15 protein-coding genes are annotated in these 18,467 nt (G+C 69.0%); 6 read left to right on the forward strand and 9 right to left on the reverse strand.

Translation table 11 applies throughout. The features are described 5' to 3' along the window. Positions 1-33 precede the first annotated feature (33 nt). Both ACGFZS_RS27515 and ACGFZS_RS27520 read right to left on the reverse strand, forming a co-directional pair. The gene (locus ACGFZS_RS27515) at positions 34-2,118 is read right to left on the reverse strand and encodes a CHAT domain-containing protein (protein WP_393797352.1); all 2,085 of its coding nucleotides are present in this window, start codon (positions 2,116-2,118) and stop codon (positions 34-36) included. Between the two features lie 23 nt (positions 2,119-2,141). Continuing rightward, positions 2,142-2,840 (reverse strand): hypothetical protein, encoded by a 699-nt coding sequence (locus ACGFZS_RS27520; protein ID WP_393797353.1) that lies wholly within the window; start codon positions 2,838-2,840, stop codon positions 2,142-2,144. 93 nt (positions 2,841-2,933) lie between these two features. Here ACGFZS_RS27520 and ACGFZS_RS27525 point away from each other — a divergent pair, with 93 nt between their 5' ends. The 3 genes from ACGFZS_RS27525 (at position 2,934) to ACGFZS_RS27535 (ending at position 6,019) form a co-directional block, all read left to right on the forward strand. Next, positions 2,934-3,260, forward strand: a complete 327-nt coding sequence (locus ACGFZS_RS27525; protein ID WP_393797354.1) for a CU044_2847 family protein — start codon at positions 2,934-2,936, stop codon at positions 3,258-3,260. 194 nt (positions 3,261-3,454) lie between these two features. After that, positions 3,455-5,272 carry an ABC transporter ATP-binding protein gene (locus tag ACGFZS_RS27530; protein ID WP_393797355.1) on the forward strand — a complete coding sequence of 606 codons (1,818 nt, stop codon included), beginning with the start codon at positions 3,455-3,457 and terminating at the stop codon, positions 5,270-5,272. A gap of 81 nt (positions 5,273-5,353) precedes the next feature. Next, positions 5,354-6,019 (forward strand): NUDIX domain-containing protein, encoded by a 666-nt coding sequence (locus ACGFZS_RS27535; protein ID WP_393797356.1) that lies wholly within the window; start codon positions 5,354-5,356, stop codon positions 6,017-6,019. 117 nt (positions 6,020-6,136) lie between these two features. Here ACGFZS_RS27535 and ACGFZS_RS27540 read toward each other — a convergent pair whose 3' ends face one another. The 7 genes from ACGFZS_RS27540 to iolD all read right to left on the reverse strand — a co-directional run bounded on the left by ACGFZS_RS27540 (position 6,137) and on the right by iolD (position 15,688). Beyond that, positions 6,137-8,149 (reverse strand): beta-galactosidase, encoded by a 2,013-nt coding sequence (locus ACGFZS_RS27540; RefSeq protein ID WP_393797357.1) that lies wholly within the window; start codon positions 8,147-8,149, stop codon positions 6,137-6,139. Further along, positions 8,146-9,459 (reverse strand): glycoside hydrolase family 36 protein, encoded by a 1,314-nt coding sequence (locus tag ACGFZS_RS27545; protein WP_393797358.1) that lies wholly within the window; start codon positions 9,457-9,459, stop codon positions 8,146-8,148. The genes ACGFZS_RS27540 and ACGFZS_RS27545 overlap by 4 nt, the downstream gene beginning before the upstream one ends. Positions 9,460-9,486: 27 nt before the next feature. Then, positions 9,487-10,377 carry a carbohydrate ABC transporter permease gene (locus ACGFZS_RS27550; RefSeq protein WP_393797359.1) on the reverse strand — a complete coding sequence of 297 codons (891 nt, stop codon included), beginning with the start codon at positions 10,375-10,377 and terminating at the stop codon, positions 9,487-9,489. Then, on the reverse strand, positions 10,374-11,354 hold the full coding sequence (locus ACGFZS_RS27555) for a carbohydrate ABC transporter permease (protein ID WP_393662058.1): 981 nt from the start codon (positions 11,352-11,354) through the stop codon (positions 10,374-10,376). Before ACGFZS_RS27555 ends, ACGFZS_RS27550 begins: the two co-directional genes overlap by 4 nt. A gap of 9 nt (positions 11,355-11,363) precedes the next feature. Next, positions 11,364-12,677 carry an ABC transporter substrate-binding protein gene (locus tag ACGFZS_RS27560; RefSeq protein WP_393797360.1) on the reverse strand — a complete coding sequence of 438 codons (1,314 nt, stop codon included), beginning with the start codon at positions 12,675-12,677 and terminating at the stop codon, positions 11,364-11,366. Between the two features lie 320 nt (positions 12,678-12,997). Continuing rightward, positions 12,998-13,783, reverse strand: a complete 786-nt coding sequence (locus tag ACGFZS_RS27565) for a GntR family transcriptional regulator (protein WP_393797361.1) — start codon at positions 13,781-13,783, stop codon at positions 12,998-13,000. Positions 13,784-13,816: 33 nt separating this feature from the next. Beyond that, positions 13,817-15,688, reverse strand: a complete 1,872-nt coding sequence (iolD, locus tag ACGFZS_RS27570; RefSeq protein ID WP_393797362.1) for a 3D-(3,5/4)-trihydroxycyclohexane-1,2-dione acylhydrolase (decyclizing) — start codon at positions 15,686-15,688, stop codon at positions 13,817-13,819. Positions 15,689-15,936: 248 nt separating this feature from the next. Here iolD and ACGFZS_RS27575 point away from each other — a divergent pair, with 248 nt between their 5' ends. The 3 genes from ACGFZS_RS27575 to ACGFZS_RS27585 form a co-directional block, all read left to right on the forward strand. Beyond that, on the forward strand, positions 15,937-16,956 hold the full coding sequence (locus ACGFZS_RS27575) for a sugar ABC transporter substrate-binding protein (RefSeq protein ID WP_393797363.1): 1,020 nt from the start codon (positions 15,937-15,939) through the stop codon (positions 16,954-16,956). Positions 16,957-16,961: 5 nt separating this feature from the next. After that, a complete protein-coding gene (locus ACGFZS_RS27580) occupies positions 16,962-18,032 on the forward strand; it encodes an ABC transporter permease (RefSeq protein WP_393797364.1) in 1,071 nt (356 codons plus the stop codon). A 4-nt stretch (positions 18,033-18,036) separates the two neighbouring features. After that, a partial coding sequence (locus tag ACGFZS_RS27585; RefSeq protein ID WP_393797365.1) for an ATP-binding cassette domain-containing protein occupies positions 18,037-18,467 on the forward strand: 431 nt, incomplete at its 3' end.

Consider the following 18,467-nt stretch of genomic DNA (forward strand, 5'->3'; position numbering starts at 1 on the left):
ACGGACAGGGAGTACACCTCAGGGCGCGGCGACTCACGAGGGCTTGGGCAGCCGCACGCTGCGGATGACCTTGTCCTCACCCGCGCTCGCGAGGAAGCGGCCGTCCGGGTAGAACGCCAGGGCGTTCACCGAACGGTGGTGCTTGTCGGCGAGCAGCGACTGGCCTGTGTCGGCCTGCCACAGGCATACGGCACCGTCTTCGCTGCCTGTGGCGAGCACGGAGCTGTCGGGGCTGAACACGACCGCCCGCAGCCCGCCGTTGTGCTGCACCTGGAACAGTTCGGTCCAGGTCCCCGCCTCCCTGACTTGAGCGGTGCGGTCCTGGCTGCACGTGGCGATCTTCTGCCCGTCGGGTGAGACGGCGACATCGAGTACGAAGTCGTGGTGCGGGAACCGGGCCCGCTGCTGACCGGTGTCCGCGTCCCAGACGTATGCGTTCTTGTCCTCGGACGCCGTGAGCAGCCAGCGGCCGTTCGGGCTGAACCGGACGGCCTTGACCGCGCGGGCATGACGCAGGGACAGCAGACGGGTCCCGGTGCTGAGGTCCCACACACAGGCCGTCGCGTCCGCGCTGCCGGTGGCCAGGTACCTGCCGGTGGCGTCGAAGTCCACCGTGTTGACGAAATGGCGGTGGGTCAGCTCCAGGACCACGGACCGGCTCGCCATCTCCCAGACGCGAGCGATGTTGTCGGTGCTGCCGGTCGCCAGCCGGCTGCCGTCGGGGCTGAACGCGATGGCATTGACCATCGTGCTCCACCCGCCGAGCCGTCGCTCCCACGTCGAGTGCCCGTTGACCACGTCCCAGACACGCACCAGCTTTCGGGACCCGGTGGCGAGCAGCCTCCCCTCCGGATGAACGGCCATGCTGACCACCCAGTGCCCGGTCGCGATCGCCGGACGTGGTGTGACACCGGGCGGTGGCGTCGAAGGGGCAGAGGCGGATGGCCCGGGCTCCGGCTTCGCCTCCCCCTCCTCGATCTCATCCATCTGCCCGACCACGGTCTCCGGGGCGTTTGACGGGAGGGACGTGGTGAGGTCGAAGAGCCGGGCGTCGCCGCTGCGCTGGTAGAGGACTGGGGTGAAGCATTCGAGGCTGTCGTCCTTGTCGGCCCGCAGCGCGACACGGCCCGTGCGCACCGCCTCGTCGACCGGCCGGTTCGCCGCCAGAGCCTGGTAGAAGGCTTGGGAGAAGAGCACGGCCGCCTTGTCGGTGACTGGAAACTGCATGGCAACCGCCGCCGGCACGGTGAACTCCAGCCTGGCTGCCGTACTGGAGAAAAGATCCTGCGCGTGGGAGGTCCCCGTCTCACAGCTGTTGAGTACGACGAGACGCGGGGCGGGGTCGGCGATGCTGAGGAGCGCGCCGAGCGCGTCGGCGTGCAGGGGATCCTCCCGACCCTGCTCGTCGGCGAAGACGATCATCCCCTGGCGCCGGCGGTCGTCGAACTTTCCGTGGCCGATGAAGTGAAAGATGTGACAGCCGCGCAACAGCGATTGGAGGAGATCCGACTTGGTCTCTCCGCGCACCCAGTCGAGTTGAACCATCCCCTCGTCCATGAGTGGTGTGAGTGCGGTGCTCAGGCTCTCCTTCTCGGCCTCCGCGTTCAGCCTGCCGAGGGAGCCGGGGAGCGACACCATGCCGAGGATGCGCAACGGGGGGTCCACGTGGAGCGGCGAGACCGGTTCCAGCATCTCCACGTAACGGATGATCGGGTGATGCAGGCACAGATAGCCGCCGAGCTTCTCGTCGTACAGAAGCTCCCAGGGCAGCGCGGCGAGTTCCGGAGAAAGCATGCGGAGAACCATGCGCAGCCGTCGCCCGTGATCCTGCGCCTTCTGCCTGCTGGAGAGGTACAGCGCTTTGATCGCGTTCTGCAACACGGCGTCGCACAGCGTGCCGCCGACCTGACGGGCAGGTGCCTCCAGGCCGGTCCCGGCGCCGCGGGAACGCGCGGCGGATCCCAATACAGCCGCTTCCAGAGAGGGTAGCCGGTCCAGCAGTTCACGGGCGTCGATATCGACGATGAAGCGGTCCTCACCGCACGGCGAAGACACCTCGACGGAATAGCCGTGGGGTGCCTCGCTCATTTTGAGCACAAAATCAAATTCCGCCGCCATTGTGCCCATCCCTCGGGACCGGATCAGGACTCGGGTGTGACGGTGTGCGAGGGTGTCGGTGGCGTGGTTTCCTCATTCCCGACAGGTGTGGGCTGTGAAGTATTGTTGACCCATTTCTGGAATTCGGCAAAACGCTGCGGGTCATCGGTCTGGGCCCAGACCACGATGTTGAATCGCCGGTCCGTGTACATGGCCACCGTGGTCTTGCCGCTCACGTAACAGGCCTGATCGCCGACAGTGGTGGAGTCGCCAGTGAAGTGGTACGTCACCTTGCTCCCCTTCTCGTAGTCCTGCATGGTGCTGCAGTCCGATCCGGCGAGGTCCGACGGGCCTGCCTGGTTGATCCAGTAGTCCTGCATGGAGTTCACGTCGGGGAACATGACGTACCAGGCTTGATACGGGACGCTGTCCGCGCTGCAGGACATTTCCACCGCTCCCTTGGGGGATTCGCTTGCGTCCTTGCACGTCAGCCCGGATTGCACGTCGGGTGGGATGTGGGCTCGGAGGGTGGCCAGGGTGGGTCCGTGTTTCTCGGTCCGGGTCGTCACCCCCCACATCCCTCCGACCAGCAGCAGCGCGCCCAAAAGGGCGAGTATGATACGCGGTGCCCGATGCATCTTCGGAATGGTCATGAGGCGCCTGGAAATTCCGCTGCCGATCAGCGCCGCTGCCAGGAGGAGAATGCCGATGACGATGAGGACGATCTCAAGGGTGAGTGACATCGCTCACCTCCCTTCACGGAGGGGCGCGTCCAGAAATTGGAAGAGCCGTCAACTATCTGGCGGTACTCGTCATTTCGTGTTAATCAAGAGTTTATGGCAATCATGGAATTCTCGCTAGGCGAGGGTGGCGGCGTGCTCGTGAGGGTCTGCGACGAGCAGGGCGCGGCCGGGATGGTCACCCGGGGCGCTGCGACATCCACGGTCATCAAGAAGGCGGAGGGCACGTTCGAGTCCGTCATGCAATCCGTGCGGGCGGTGGCGCGAAGCGTCTCGGCGCAGGTGGAGGACTTCGGTCAGCGTCCGGATGCGCTGGTCGTACAGTTCGGCGTCGAGTTGAGCGCCCAGGCGGGGGCGATCATCACGGCGGCCGGAGCCTCGGCGCAGTTGACCGTGAGTCTCACGTGGAACCGGACGAAATGACCGCGTTCGGACGGCGGTGCCCGCGCACCCAGCCGTCGACCGTGTGTTCGCTCCGTAGTCGTCGGCGGAAAAATGCGTGGACCGCCGGACCCCCGTCGCGGGACACTTTCCTTTCCTGACCAGCCGATTCCAGGCCGCCGCGGACCATGTGGCGGCCGACTCGGCATGCCGTGCGACGACTACACAGGGTTGAGATGACATCCTCTGTCGATTTACCGGCGACGGGACCGCGCAAGGGCGCGGTGCTGCTCGCGCTTCGTTACTACGGACGGGAGTTGGCCCGGCTCAAGTGGCTCACGCTGCCCGCGATGCTGCTGCCGGCGCTCGGCAACATCGGAATCAACTACCTGGCCCCGCTGGTCGTGGCCAAGCTGGTCGGCCGGATCGCCGACGGCCACGGCCTGGGCCTCGGCACCACACTGCCGTACGTCCTCGGCTTCGCCGGTGTCCTGCTGCTGGCGGAGACGCTCTGGCGGATCGGTCTGCACTGCCTGAACCGCCTGGACGCCCTCGGCATCGAGCAGCTGTACGTCATCGGCATGGACGAACTGTTCGCCAAGGACGCCGCGTTCTTCCACGACAACTTCGCGGGGTCGCTCACCAAGCGGGTGCTGAGCTTCGCCACCCGGTTCGAGGAGTTCGGCGACACCCTGACCTTCAACATCGTGGGCAGCTTCGTGCCGCTGGCCTTCGGGTCCGTGGTGCTGTGGCGCTACGAACCGCTGCTCGTCATCGCGCTCCTCACGATGATCGCGGTCACGGCGGTGTGCGTGTTCCCGCTGATCCGCCGCCGCCAGCGGCTGGTCGACCAGCGTGAGGAGGCGATCGCCCGGGTGTCGGGGCATGTCGCCGACAGCCTGATGAACATGGACACCGTCCGGGCGTTCGCCGCCGAGGAGCGGGAGGCCGCCGAACACCGCTCCCGGGTCGCCGAGTCCCGGCGGCGCACCCTGCGCTCCTGGGACTACGGCAACCTGCGCATCGACACCTTCGTCGCCCCGATGTCCGTGGCGACCAACGCGGTGGGCCTGCTGCTCGCGGTGATACTGGCGGGCGGCGGGCACAGTGTGGAGGCGGTCGTGGTCGCCTTCACCTACTACTCCAACGCGACCCGGATCATGTTCGAGTTCAACCAGATCTACCGGCGCATCGAGAGCTCCATGACGGAGGCGGCCCAGTTCACCGAACTGCTCCTGCAACCGCCGTCCGTGGTCGACCCGGAGGTTCCGGAACCGCTCGCACCGCGCGCCGCCGGCGTCCGCTTCGAGAAGGTCTCCTTCACCCACGCGGGTGCCAAACCCCTGTTCGAGGGGCTGGAGCTGGATGTGCCCAGCGGGTCGAAGTTCGGGTTCGTCGGCCGGTCGGGCGGCGGCAAGACCACGCTCACCCGGCTGCTGCTGCGGATGACCGACATCGACGGCGGCCGGATCACCATCGGCGGCCAGGACATCAGCCGGCTGCGCCAGGCCGACCTGCGCGGCCAGATCGCCTACGTCCCGCAGGACCCGGCGATGTTCCACCGCACCCTGCGGGACAACATCTCCTTCGCCCGGCCCGGCGCCACCGACGCCGAGATCCGGATCGCCGCCGAGGCCGCGCACGTCACGGAGTTCGCCGACGCCCTGCCGGACGGCTTCGAGACGATGGTGGGGGAGCGCGGGGTGAAGCTCTCCGGCGGCCAGCGGCAGCGGGTCGCGCTCGCCCGCGCGATCCTCCGGGACGCCCCGATCCTGCTCCTGGACGAGGCGACCAGCGCCCTCGACTCCGAGAGCGAGCTGCTCGTCCAGGAGGCGCTGTGGCGGCTCATGGAGGGCCGCACGGCACTGGTGGTGGCGCACCGCCTGAGCACGGTCGCCTCGATGGACCGGCTGGTGGTCCTGGACCGCGGCCGGATCGTCGAGCAGGGCACGCACCACGAACTGCTCGACGCCCAGGGCGCCTACGCCAAGCTGTGGCAGCACCAGTCGGGCGGCTTCCTCGACGAGGGCCCCGCGCGGGAAGCAGTGCACTAGGTCATATCGGCCCGGCCGGCCGGGTGGTAGACAGGTGATCATGAGCCACCTGAACGTCTCCGCTCGCCCGGCCGGTACCCGATGACCGCCGGGGCCGACACCCCCGACCGCCGGGGCCGCACCGGACTCGACCGCACCGGCCTGGACCTGACCGGCAACCCGCGCGTGAAGGTCCGGGAGGTGCAACTGCTCTCCAGCCACTGGTACGTTGAACGGGCCACCACCTTCGACCTCCAGCACGCCGACGGCACCTGGCACACCGAGCAGCGCGAGACCCACGACCGCGGCAACGGCGCCACGCTCCTCCTCTACGACGCCGACCGCGAAACCGTCCTCCTCACCCGCCAGTTCCGCTTCCCCGCGTACGTCAACGGCCACCCCGACGGCATGCTGGTCGAGACCCCGGCAGGCCTCCTCGACGAGGAGGACGAGCACCCGGAGCACGCGGTCCGCCGCGAGGTCGTCGAGGAGACCGGCCACACGGTCGGCGACGTCCAGCACGTCTTCGACGTCTACATGAGCCCCGGCTCGGTCACCGAGCGGATCTCCTTCTACGCGGCCGCCTACGGCCCCTCCACCCGAACCCACGAGGGCGGCGGCCTCGACGAGGAGGGCGAGGACATCCAGACCCTCGAACTCCCCTTCCGCCAAGCCCTCCAGATGATCCGCACCGGCGAGATCGCCGACGCCAAAACCATCATGCTCCTGCAATGGGCAGCCCTGGAGGGCCCGTTCGCTTCAGACTGAGGCCCAGCCCCGCGCCCCGTAGGGGCGCGGGGCTGTATCGATGTGCGGCTCCGCCGCGTGGGCGCGACCAGCCACGACGGCGCCGCAGCCGCCGAACAGCCCTTCCGCTCCTGGGCGCTACGCGTCCAGCCGAGACTCCCGCACGACGGCGATCTCGCCGGGCGCCACGACGACAGTCCCGTCCGCAGGCTTTCCGGACAGCAACTCCACCGCCCCGTCCGACACCGGAACCTCGGCCCCTTCCCCGGCATGGTCGATCACGAACACAAAGTCCGCGTCCGCACCCCGCCGCACAACCACCTCCACACCGGCCGGAACTTCCCGCCCCGACGCCACCCCCGCCTCCGCACGGATCCGGTCCAGCAGCCCCGCCAGCGTGTCCGCGTCCGGCAGCGTCGCCACGTACCACGCGGCACCCGAGCCGACAGTGCGCCGGGTCACCGCCGGCCCCCCGGCCAGCGGACCGTCGGCGTACGACGCGACCGCGGCCGCCCCCTCCAGCCGCACCCGCTCCGTCCACAGCGACCCCGTCCCGCCCCCGTCGAGCGCCACGCGCTCCTCCGGCAGCAGCGGGAACAGCTCGTCGGTGAACACGCCGAGCAGCTCCCGGAAGGCCCCGGGGTAACCACCCAGCCGCACATGGCAGTTCTCGTCCACCGCACCGCTGTGGAAGCCGACGGCGAGGCTGCCCCCGGCCTCCGCGAACGACGCGAGGTTCGCCGCGCCGGTGTCGTCGACCAGGTACAGGCTCGGCGCCAGCACCGCCTTGTACGCCGACAGGTCCGCGTCCGGCCGTACGAAGTCCACCGCCACGCCGGCCCGCCACAGCGGCTCGTACCAGGCGCGGACGACGTCCAGGTAGCGCAGCTCCCCGCTCGGCTGGGACGGCAGCTCGACGGCCCACCGGGCGTCCCAGTCCCAGACGACGGCGACGTCGGCCGTACCCGTGCTGCCGCGGACCTCGGCCAGCGCCCGCAGGTCCGCGCCCAGCCGGACCACGTCCCGCCAGATCTGGCTGTCGGTCCCGGCGTGCGGCAGCATCGCCGAGTGCCACTGCTCGGCACCCGCCTTCGCCGCCCGCCACTGGAAGTAGGCGATACCGTCCGCGCCGTGCGCCACATGGGCGAGCGCGTTGCGGCGCAACTCGCCCGCCGTCTTGGCCCGGTTGACGGGCTGCCAGTTGACCGCGCCGGTCGAGTGCTCCATCAGCAGCCAGGGCCCGCCCGCCAGCGACCGCATCAGATCGCCGCTCAGCGCGATGTCGATCTGCGACTCGGGGTCGGCGGACATCAGGTAGTGGTCGTTGGCGACCACGTCCAACTCCGGTGCCCAGCGCCAGTAGTCGAGGGCGTCGAAGTTGTACATCACCATGAAGTTGGTGGTCGCGGGGATGGCGGGGGCCGCCTCCCGCAGGACGTCCCGCTCCGCCTTGTACAGCGACAGCAGCTCGTCCGAGCAGAACCGCCGCCAGTCCAGCTGGTGCGTCGGGTTGGGCACGGCACCGGTCGCGCGGGGCGGCAGGATCTCGTCCCAGTCGTAGTACCACTGGCTCCAGAAGGTGGTGCCCCAGGCGTGGTTGAGGGCGGCCAGGTCGTCGCCGTACCGGGCCCGCAGCCAGCGGCGGAAGGACTCCGCGCTGGTGTCGCAGTAGCAGGCCGCGTTGTGGCAGCCGTACTCGTTGTGGACGTGCCACATCTGCACGGCCGGGTGGCTCGCGTACCGTTCGGCGATCGCGCCCGTGATCCGCAGCGCGGCCTCGCGGTAGGCGGGGCTGCTCGGGCAGAACGTCTGGCGGCTGCCGTACGACAGGGTGCGGCCGTCGTGGTCCACCGGGAGTGCCTCGGGGTGGGCGCGGAAGAACCAGGCCGGCGGGGCGGCCGTGGGGGTGGCGAGGTCGGCGGCGATGCCGTTCTCGTGCAGCAGGCCGAGGATCCGGTCCATGCGGGAGAAGTCGTGGACGCCCTCGGACGGCTCCATGAGCGCCCACGAGAAGATGCCGACGCTCACCATGTTCACGCCCGCCTCGCGCATCAGGCGGACGTCCTCCTCCCACACCTCCTCGGGCCACTGCTCGGGGTTGTAGTCGCCGCCGTAGGCGATACCGGGAACGGAAAGGGTGCGGTCGCTCATCGGTCAGCTCCGGTCAGCAGGCGGCGGGTCGTCTCCACGCCCCACGGGTCGAGGGAGAGCAGGCGGTCACTGGAGGCGACCAGGCCGCCGACGGCCTCCACATGGGCGGCCCAGCGGGCGCGGGTCTCCACGGCGGGCCGGGCCATCAGGCAGTCGGGGTCGTTGACCCAGAGGCGGCCGTGCTGCCACTGGCGGCCGACGCCGGTGAACTCGGCCGGGTCCTGGCCGGGCTGGCTGTAGTCGTCGGCCTCGGGGCGGCGGTGCGGGGCCGTGTCGGGGCTGACCCGCATCGCGTCGAACAGGCCGAGCGAGGGGAGGATCGGCGCACCGCAGCCGAGCAGGTAGGCGTCCGCGCCGATCGCCTCGCGGATCAGGGCGATGCCGAGCCGGTAGGCGGTCAGCGCGTCCGCGCCGGAGTGCCGTACGCCGTCCATGGCGCCCGCGTAGAGGAAGTCGGTCTTGAAGTAGTCGTAGCCCTCGGCGCGCAGCGTCGCGAAGACGTCGGTGAGGTAGGCCGCGGCGGCCGGGTGGGTGGTGTCCAGGACGTACAGGTCGTGGCCCCAGTTGCGGCCCGCGTGCAGCGGGTTGCCGTCGGGGTCGCGGACCAGCCAGTCCGGGTACGTCTCGGCCAGCGCGCTCGCCGGGTCGACCAGGAAGGGCGCCGTCCAGATGCCCGCCCGGCGGCCGCGGCCGCGGATCGCGTCCGCGATGCCCCGCCGGGAGCGGAACCGGCCGGAGAGGTTCAGCCAGTCGCCGAGCGCGCTCTGGTAGCCGTCGTCGATCTGCACCACGTCGATCGGCAGGTCGAGGGTGTCCATCGCCCGCAGGTTCTCGTGGATGTCGTCCTCGGTGACGGCCGTGAAGTACTCGTACCAGGAGCACCACACGGTGGGCGCCGGGCGCGGCGCCGGCAGGGCCAGGGCGTCGGCCCAGCCGGCCAGCACGGACTGGAGGCCCGTACCGCTCCACTCCTTGACCGCGCCGTCGGCCGTCACCTCCGCGACCCCGTCCGCCACGGTCAGCCGGATCGACGGCACCTCATGAGTGGGGTCCGTCGCCGCCCAGAGCCGGACCGGGGAGCCGTCCCCCGGGTCGAGCGCCAGCAGGCCCTCGCCCTGGAAGGCGCCGGCGGGCACGCTGCGGCCGGGGCGGTAGCACACGGTCGCCCAGTTGGCGTTGGCCGGGCGGTACGGGGCGGCGCCGAGGGCGTAGCCGCCGCTCGGCGACCAGGACTGCCAGCCCTCCTCGTGGACACGGGCGGTGCGCGTGTCCACGGGTACGGAGGCGACCGGGGTGAACGGGTTGTGCACGGTGGTTCTCTTTCGGACGGGGCCGGATCAGCCCTTGGCGGAGCCCAGGGTCAGACCGCTGACGAACTGCTTCTGCAGCGCGAAGTAGACGAGCAGCGTCGGGATCGCGGTCAGCAGGGAACCGGCGGCGACCAGGTTCGGGTCGGTGAAGTACTGGCCGGAGAGGTTGTTCAGCGCCGAGGTGATCGGCATGTTCTCACCGGTCGAGATCAGCACCAGCGCCCAGAAGAAGTCGTTGTAGATCCAGATCGACAACAGGGTCGCCAGGGCCGCCATCGCCGGCCGGCACAGCGGCAGCGTGATCTGCCAGTACAGCCGCCACACCGACGCGCCGTCCACCAGCGCCGCCTCGGTCAGCTCGTGCGGCAGCGAGCGCATGTAGTTCGACAGCACGAACGCGCAGAACCCGGACTGGAACGCCACGTGGATCAGGACCAGGCCGAGCGCCGAGTCGTACAGCTTGCCGCTCGCGGTGATGCCCGGCAGGTTCGTCAGCAGGTACATCCGGTACAGCGGGGTGATGATGACCTGCTGCGGCAGCAGGTTGCCGGCGGTGAAGACCAGCAGCAGGAACAGGTTGACCCTGAAGTCGAACCGGGCGACGTAGAACGCGACCATCGACGACAGGAACAGTGTGAGCAGCACGGCCGGGACCGCGATGACCAGCGTGTTCATGAAGTAGTGGGTCATGTCCGACTGCTCGAACGCGTTCTTGAAGTTGTCGAAGTTCAGCGTGTGCGGCCAGGACACGTAGCCGCGGTTGCTGGTCTCGCTGTACGGGCGCATGGCCGAGAAGATCGCCCACAGCAGGGGGGCGAGCCAGGCCAGCGCCGTACCGCCCAGGAACACGTGCAGCAGCACGCGGGCCGGGCGGATCGGGTTGCGCTGCTTGGGCAGCGCGTTGCTCACGGTGCTCATGCGCGGCGCTCCTTCCGGAAGGTCGCGATCAGGTAGGGAATGATCACGATCAGGGAGATGAACAGCAGCACCACCGCGATCGCCGAGCCGTAACCGATGCGGCTGGACTCGCCGATGATGTTGTTGGTCACCAGGATGGAGAGCAACTCGGTGCCCTGGGCGCCCTTGTTGAAGACGAAGACCAGGTCGAAGGCGCGCAGCGCCTCGATGATGGTCACGACCAGGACGATGGTGTTGGTCGGGCGCAGCGTCGGGAAGATGACGTTCTTGAACGTCTGCCACTCGTTGGCGCCGTCGAGGGCCGAGGCCTCCCGCAGCGACGGGTCGACGCTCTTCAGGCCGGCCAGGTACAGGATCATCATGTAGCCGGTGTGCCGCCAGGACGCGGCGACCAGGACCGCCCACAGGTTGAGGTTCGGGTCACCGATCCAGTCGATGTAGTGGCCCGGCTTGTTGGCGCCGATGAGGCTGTTGATCAGGCCCGTGTCCGGGTTGTAGATCAGCTGCCAGACGAACCCGATGCAGGCCAGCGAGATGACGACCGGGAGGAAGAAGGCCGTCTGGTAGACCCGGCTGAACCGGATCTTCTTGTCCAGCTGCACGGCCAGGAAGAGCCCGAACGGGGTCGGGATCAGGATGAGCACCACGAACCAGATGACGTTGTGCTCGACGGCCGGCCAGAACTGCGGGTTGTCGGTGAAGAGTTGATGGAAGTTGTCGAGCCCGACCCACTTGATGGAGTCGAAGCCGATGCCGTCCCAGGAGGTGAAGGCCAGGAGGATCGAGGCCAGGGCGGTCACCCAGACCAGGAGGACATGGAGGATCGTCGGCACGCCCGCCATGAAGGCGAGCGTGATCCGGTCGCGGCGGGTCAGCAGGCGCCTGTGCCCCTGCTGGACCCGCTTGTTCTTGGACGCGCGCCCAGGAGGCGGCACGGCGGCCGCCTCCTGGGACTTCGTGGGGGATTCAGTCGTCATTCAGGATGCTCACTCGGACGCGAAGATGGTCTTCTTCTGGCGCTCGATCGACGAGAGCAGACTGTCGACGCCCTTGGGGTTCTGCAGGAACTTCTGCAGACCGGGCTGCATCACCGTGGAGGTGAAGTCCGGCCGCGAGTCGCGGTCCATGAACTGGGTGAGGCTCTTGGCGGCGCCGATCATGTCGAACGCCTTCTTCTGCAGGGTCGAGTACGACGCGGTGCTGGCCTTGCTGGAGGCGGCCACCACGCTCGGGTCGCCCTTGAGGTAGAGCTCCTCGGCGGCCGGGGTGCCCAGGTACTCCAGGAGCTTGACGACACCGTCGTGGTTCTTCGGGGACTTGGAGACCATGAAGCCGTCGGTGGGCGCCTCCACGGTGTCCTGGCCGTACGCGGAGTTGATCTCCGGGAACGGGAAGAAGTCGAGGTCCTCCAGGTCCGAGGCGTTGGTGAACTGCTGGGCCACGAAGGTGCCCAGGAGGTACATGCCGGCCTTCTTCGACACCAGGGTCTGGGCGGCGTCCTGCCAGGTGCGGCCCATGAAGCCGTCCTGGTGGTAGGGGAGCAGCTCGGCCCAGTGGTCGAAGACGTCCTTGACCTTGGAGTCGGTCCACTCCGCCTTGCCCGCCATCAGCTCGACGTGGAAGTCGTAGCCGTTGAGGCGGAAGTTGATCTGGTCGAAGGTGCCCATCGCCGGCCAGGCGTCCTTGTCACCGAAGGCGATCGGGACCAGGCCGTCCTTCTTCATCTGCTTGCACAGCGCCACCAGCTGGTCCCACGTGGTCGGGACCTCGTAGCCCTTCGCCTGGAAGACGCTCTTGCGGTAGAAGACCGCCCAGGGGTACGTGGTCATCGGCACGAAGTAGTACTTGCCGTCCGCGCCCTTGCTGAGCTTCTTCATCGCGTCGGGGAAGTTGTCCCCGATCTTCGCCCACACGTCGTCGATCGAGGAGGCGAGGCCCTTGGACGCGAAGAACTGCATCCGGTAGCCCGCGAACCACTTGAACACGTCGTCCGGGGTGCCCTGCAGATACGAGTTGATCTGCTCCTGGAAGGTGTTGTGGTCCTTCGTGTTCACCTTGACGGTGAGGCCGGACTGCTTCTGGAAGGCCGAGTACACGGACGCGTACGCCTTCTTCGGCACGGCGTCCGAGTCGTTGGAGCCGACACTGACGGTCTTGGGGTCCGACGAGCTGCCGCTGCCGCCACAGGCGGACAGCAGGGGTATGCCGGCGCCGGCGAGAAGGGCGGCCGAACCGGCACCGCGCAGGACGTTACGGCGGCTCGGACCCGGCACGTGAAGACCGGACGGGGAGATGCGCATGGCGGCTCCTGAGTAACAGGGTTCGGCAAGGGGAAGAGTTGATCTTCGAAAGGTCCCGAAACCGATCAGAAACCAACTCGGCCGAACATCGTGGGCGCAATAACAGCCGCTTGTCCGCTCATGCGTCAATAGCCTGCGTCTCTCTCGCCCGTCTCTTGCCCGAAACGTAATCGACATGGTCGCCTGCCGGTTTGTTGAACAAAGCGGTACGACGGAGCCCCCATGGGACAAACTTCATGGGGGCTCGTGTGCGGGCATGTTGGTTTCGTGGGGCGGGACCAGCGGTTAAGCCCACTGCAACCGGCCCGGCACGGGGCGTTCTACGGCCGTACGAGCAGCTGGAAGTCGAAGGCGTACCGGGACGCCCGGTAGACATGGCTGCCGTACTCCACCGGCCGCCCGGTGTCGTCGTAGGCCGTGCGCTGCATGGTGAGCAGGGCGGTGCCCTCCTTCTCGTCGAGGCGGGCGGCCTCCTCGGCGGTGGCGCTGCGGGCGCCCACGGTCTGCCGGGCGCTGTGCAGGGTGATGCCGGCCGTGCGCATCATCCGGTACAGGCCGGTCGACTCCAGCCGTTCCGTGTCGAGTTCGAGCAGGGCTGCGGGCAGGTAGTTGCACAGGAACGCCACCGGCTGGCCGTGCGTGGAGCGCAGCCGTTCCAGGACGACCACCTCCGCGCCCTCGGCGATCCCGAGCGCGGCGGCCACCTCGGCGGTCGCCGGGATCCGCTCGTTGCGCAGCACCCGGGTGGTCGGGCCCTGCCCGGCCGACTCCAGGTCGTCGTAGAGACTGCTCAGCTCCAGCGGCCGCTTGACCTGGCTGTGCACCACCTGGGTGCCGACGCCCCGGCGGCGCACCAACAGCCCCTTGTCGACGAGGGACTGGATGGCCTGGCGGACCGTGGGCCGGGAGAGGCCGAGCCGCACCGACAGGTCGATCTCGTTGCCCAGGAGGTTGCCCGGGGCGAGTACCCCGTGCTCGATGGCCTCCTCCAGCTGCCGGGCGAGCTGGTAGTAGAGCGGTACCGGACTGCCGCGGTCCAGGGCGAAGTCCAGGGTGTCGAGCGCCGAGGCGGTCGCGGCGCGGGCGGAATCACCGGTTCGGGCCACCGGGACACCTCCTTCCAGAGCGCGGGTCGGGGTTCACAGCTGGCGGCGGCGGCCGGCGACCTGGCGGTCGTAGTCCGCGCGGGCGTGCACGGCGGCCTCCCGGGAGGCGGTCTCGGCGACCGGCACGTCCCACCAGGCCTCCGCGCCGGGAGCGGTCGGCGTCGGGTCCGTCTCGACGTACACACAGGTCGGCCGGTCGCTCGCGCGGGCCGCGGCGAGCGCCTCGCGCAGCTCCCGCACGGTCTTGGCGCGCAGCACCTCCATGCCGAGGCTGGCCGCGTTGGCGGCCAGGTCGACCGGCAGCGGCGCGCCGGAGAAGGTGCCGTCGGCGGCGCGGAAGCGGTAGGCGGTGCCGAACCGCTCGCCGCCGACCGACTCGGAGAGGCCGCCGATGGAGGCGTACCCGTGGTTCTGGATCAGGACCAGGTTGACCGGCAGGCCCTCCTGGACGGCGGTGACGATCTCGGTCGGCATCATCAGATAGGTGCCGTCGCCGACCAGCGACCAGACGACGGTCTCCGGGGCCGCCTGCTGGACACCGATGCCGGCCGGGATCTCGTAGCCCATGCAGGAGTAGCCGTACTCCAGGTGGTACTGGCGCGGGGAGCGGGCCCGCCACAGCTTGTGCAGGTCGCCCGGGAGCGAGCCGGCCGCGTTGATGACAACGTCGTCATCGCCGACGACCGCGTCCAGCGCGCCGAGCACCTGGGTCTGGGTCGGGACGGCGTCCTCGTCGTCCGCGCGGTAGGCGGCCTCGACGACGGCTTCCCAGCGCTCCTTGCCGGCCCGGTACTCGTCCTCGTAGGCCGCGTCGACGCGGTGCCCGGCCAGGGCCTCGGTGAGCGCCGCGAGGCCGGTACGCGCGTCACAGACCAGCGGGAGGGCGGACTGCTTGTGGGCGTCGAAGCCGGTGATGTTCAGGTTGAGGAAACGGACGCCGGGGTTCTGGAAGAGGGTGCCGGAGGCCGTGGTGAAGTCCGTGTACCGGGTGCCGGCGCCGATGACCAGGTCGGCGGTGCGGGCCAGGTCGTCGGCGACGGCGGTCCCGGTGTGGCCGATCCCGCCCAGGTCGGCCGGGTGGTCGTGGCGCAGCGAGCCCTTGCCCGCCTGTGTCGAGGCCACGGGGATGCCGGTGGCCTCCACGAGCGCCTTCAGGGCGTCCTCCGCGCGGCTGTGGTGGACCCCGCCGCCCGCCACGAGCAACGGCCGCCGGGCGGCCCGCACAGCGGCCACCGCGTCCGCCAGCTCGACCTGGTCGGGGGCGGGCCGCCGGACCCGCCAGACGCGCTCGGCGAAGAACTCCTCGGGCCAGTCGTACGCCTCCGCCTGCACGTCCTGCGGGAGGGCGAGGGTGACCGCGCCGGTCTCGGCCGGGTCGGCGAGGACCCGCATGGCGTTGAGCGCGGACGGGATCAGCGCCTCGGTGCGGGTGATCCGGTCGAAGTAGCGGGAGACCGGGCGCAGGGTGTCGTTGACCGAGACGTCGAACTCGGTCGGGTGCTCCAGCTGCTGCAGCAGCGGGTCGGGGGCGTGGCTCGCGAAGTAGTCGCCGGGCAGCAGCAGCACCGGCAGCCGGTTGATGGTCGCGAGGGCCGCGCCGGTCACCAGGTTGGTGGCGCCCGGGCCGATGGAGGTGGTCACCGCCTGCGCGGAGAGCCGGTCCAGCTGGCGGGCGTGGCCGACCGCCGCGTGGACCATCGCCTGCTCGTTGCGGCCCTGGTGGTACGGCATCACGTCGCCGTACTCCAGGAGCGCCTGGCCGATTCCGGCCACGTTGCCGTGGCCGAAGATGCCCCAGGTGCCGGCGATCAGCCGGTGCCGGACACCGTCGCGCTCGGTGTACTGGGCGGACAGGAACCGCACCAGCGCCTGGGCCACGGTCAGGCGGGTGGTCGGCTGGCTCATGGGGGACCTCATTCGGACGGGGTGGCGTACCTGGGCAGGGGTACGCCCGGCAGGAGCGGGTAGATCGCCTTCGGAACGGCCCCCTCAGGTGTAGATCGGGGCAGGTCGCGCTGTCAATGGTTTGTACTTACATTCGGACCTGAGTGTGAAATGATGTCTTAACAAAGTATTGACAGCGGGCCTCACAGGGACTTGTATCCCGTCCCAACGCACAGCCCTTCCCCGTCGCACAGTGAGGTGCAGGAGAGATGGACCGCTCATCCCATTCCCGTTCGCGCAGACTGGCCCCCATCGTGGCCGTGGCCGCGGCGGCAGCCCTGACCCTCGCCGGCTGCTCCAGCAGCTCCGGAGGAAAGAAGTCCGAGGAGGGCGGCTCCTCCGCCAACGCGGGCAAGGCAAGCACCCCCCGCATGACGGTCGCGCTGGTCACGCACCAGTCGCCGGGCGACACCTTCTGGGACATCGTCCGCAAGGGTGCCGAGGCCGCGGCCGCCAAGGACAACATCAAGCTGATCTACTCGGCGGACCCGAACGCGGGCAACCAGGCCAACCTGGTGCAGAACGCGATCGACCAGAAGGTCGACGGGATCGCGGTCACCCTCGCCAAGCCCGACGCCATGAAGGACGTCATCACCAAGGCGACCTCGGCGAACATCCCCGTCGTCGGTCTCAACTCCGGTGTGAGCGACTGGAAGAAGCTCGGGCTCATGGAGTTCTTCGGCCAGGACGAGACGGTGGCCGGCGAGGCGCTCGGCAACCGGCTGAACACGGAGGGCGCGAAGAAGGTCGTCTGTGTCATCCAGGAGCAGGGCAACGTCGGCCTCACCCAGCGCTGCGACGGCGTGAAGAAGACGTTCTCGGGCACCACGGAGACCCTGTACGTCGACGGCACCTCCCCGACCTCGGTCAAGTCCACGATCACCGCCAAGCTGAAGCAGGACACCGCCATCGACCACGTGGTCACGCTCGGCGCCCCCATCGCGCTGATCGCCGTGCAGTCGGTGTCCGACGCGGGCAGCAAGGCGAAGATCGCCACCTTCGACCTGAACAAGGACCTGACCGGCGCCATCAGCAAGGGCACCATCGAGTTCGCCGTCGACCAGCAGCCCTACCTGCAGGGCTACCTGGCGGTCGACTCGCTGTGGCTCTACAAGAACAACGGCAACTACATGGGCGGCGGTGAGCAGCCCGTGCTGACCGGCCCGGCGTTCGTCGACAAGTCCAACGTCGACAAGGTCGCCGAGTTCGCCGCGAAGGGCACCCGGTGATCGGTATGAGTCAGCAGGCACAGCCGGCGGTGGCCACACCGCCGGCCCCCGGCCCCAAGGAGAAGGACGGCCGGACCGCGCAACGGCCCCTGGCGCTGCGGCTCCTGGCCCGCCCTGAGGTCGGCGTCTTCCTCGGTGCCGTGGCGGTCTACGTCTTCTTCCTGGTCACCGCACCGCCGGTGCGCGAGGCCAGCTCGATGGCGAACATCCTGTACCAGTCGTCCACCATCGGCATCATGGCCATCCCGGTCGCCCTGCTGATGATCGGCGGCGAGTTCGACCTCTCGGCCGGTGTCGCCGTGGTCACCTCGGCGCTCACCGCGAGCATGCTGGCCTACCAGCTGTCCATGAACGTCTGGGTGGGCGTGATCGCCGCGCTCGTCGTCTCGCTCGCCATCGGGTTCCTCAACGGCTGGCTGGTGGTCCGCACCGGACTTCCCAGCTTCCTGATCACCCTGGGCAGCTTCCTGATCCTGCAAGGTGTGAACCTCGCGGTCACCAAGCTGGTCACCGGGAACGTCGCCACCGACGACATCAGCAACATGGACGGCTTCGGCCAGGTCAAGGCGGTCTTCGCGTCGTCCTTCGACATCGGCGGCGTCCAGGTGAAGATCACCATCATCTGGTGGCTGGTCTTCGCGGCCATCGCCACCTGGGTGCTGCTGCGCACCAAGTACGGCAACTGGATCTTCGCCGTCGGCGGCAACAAGGAGAGCGCCCGCGCGGTCGGCGTCCCGGTGAACTTCACCAAGATCTCGCTGTTCATGCTGGTCGGTCTCGGCGCCTGGTTCGTCGGCATGCACCAGCTGTTCTCCTTCAACACCGTGCAGTCCGGCGAGGGCGTCGGCCAGGAGCTGATCTACATCTCCGCGGCCGTCATCGGCGGCTGCCTCCTGACCGGTGGCGCCGGCTCGGCGATCGGCCCGGTCTTCGGCGCCTTCATGTTCGGCATGGTGCAGCAGGGCATCGTCTACGCGGGCTGGAACCCCGACTGGTTCAAGGCCTTCCTCGGCGTGATGCTGCTCGGCGCCGTGATGATCAATCTGTGGGTCCAGCGGACCGCGACCAGGAGGTGACCCGATGACAGACAACACCACCGGAACCCACGGGGCCGTCCTCCAGGACGAGGCGCCCACCGACGGCGGCCCGATCGTCGAACTGCGCGGCACGGGCAAGTCGTACGGCAACATCCGCGCCCTGCACGGCGTCGACCTCAAGGTCTTCCCCAACCAGGTGACCTGCGTGCTCGGCGACAACGGCGCCGGCAAGTCCACCCTGATCAAGATCATCTCGGGGCTGCACCAGCACACCGAGGGCGACTTCCTCGTCGACGGCGAGCCGGTCCGCTTCTCCACCCCGCGCGAGGCCCTCGACAAGGGCATCGCCACCGTCTACCAGGACCTCGCCACGGTCCCGCTGATGCCGGTGTGGCGGAACTTCTTCCTCGGCTCCGAGATGACCAAGGGCCCCTGGCCGGTCCGCCGTCTCGACATCGCGAGGATGAAGGAGAC

The organism is Streptomyces sp. NPDC048288 (genome assembly GCF_043201555.1).
Classification (GTDB): Bacteria; Actinomycetota; Actinomycetes; order Streptomycetales; family Streptomycetaceae; genus Streptomyces.

Coding starts and splice junctions, on each gene's coding strand:
- ACGFZS_RS27515 (WP_393797352.1), bottom strand. CDS start 2,118: ATGGCGGCGGAATTTGATTTTGTGCTCAAAATGAGCGAGGCACCCCAC.
- ACGFZS_RS27520 (WP_393797353.1), bottom strand. CDS start 2,840: ATGTCACTCACCCTTGAGATCGTCCTCATCGTCATCGGCATTCTCCTC.
- ACGFZS_RS27525 (WP_393797354.1), top strand. CDS start 2,934: ATGGCAATCATGGAATTCTCGCTAGGCGAGGGTGGCGGCGTGCTCGTG.
- ACGFZS_RS27530 (WP_393797355.1), top strand. CDS start 3,455: ATGACATCCTCTGTCGATTTACCGGCGACGGGACCGCGCAAGGGCGCG.
- ACGFZS_RS27535 (WP_393797356.1), top strand. CDS start 5,354: ATGACCGCCGGGGCCGACACCCCCGACCGCCGGGGCCGCACCGGACTC.
- ACGFZS_RS27540 (WP_393797357.1), bottom strand. CDS start 8,149: ATGAGCGACCGCACCCTTTCCGTTCCCGGTATCGCCTACGGCGGCGAC.
- ACGFZS_RS27550 (WP_393797359.1), bottom strand. CDS start 10,377: ATGAGCACCGTGAGCAACGCGCTGCCCAAGCAGCGCAACCCGATCCGC.
- ACGFZS_RS27555 (WP_393662058.1), bottom strand. CDS start 11,354: ATGACGACTGAATCCCCCACGAAGTCCCAGGAGGCGGCCGCCGTGCCG.
- ACGFZS_RS27560 (WP_393797360.1), bottom strand. CDS start 12,677: ATGCGCATCTCCCCGTCCGGTCTTCACGTGCCGGGTCCGAGCCGCCGT.
- iolD (WP_393797362.1), bottom strand. CDS start 15,688: ATGAGCCAGCCGACCACCCGCCTGACCGTGGCCCAGGCGCTGGTGCGG.
- ACGFZS_RS27575 (WP_393797363.1), top strand. CDS start 15,937: ATGGACCGCTCATCCCATTCCCGTTCGCGCAGACTGGCCCCCATCGTG.
- ACGFZS_RS27580 (WP_393797364.1), top strand. CDS start 16,962: ATGAGTCAGCAGGCACAGCCGGCGGTGGCCACACCGCCGGCCCCCGGC.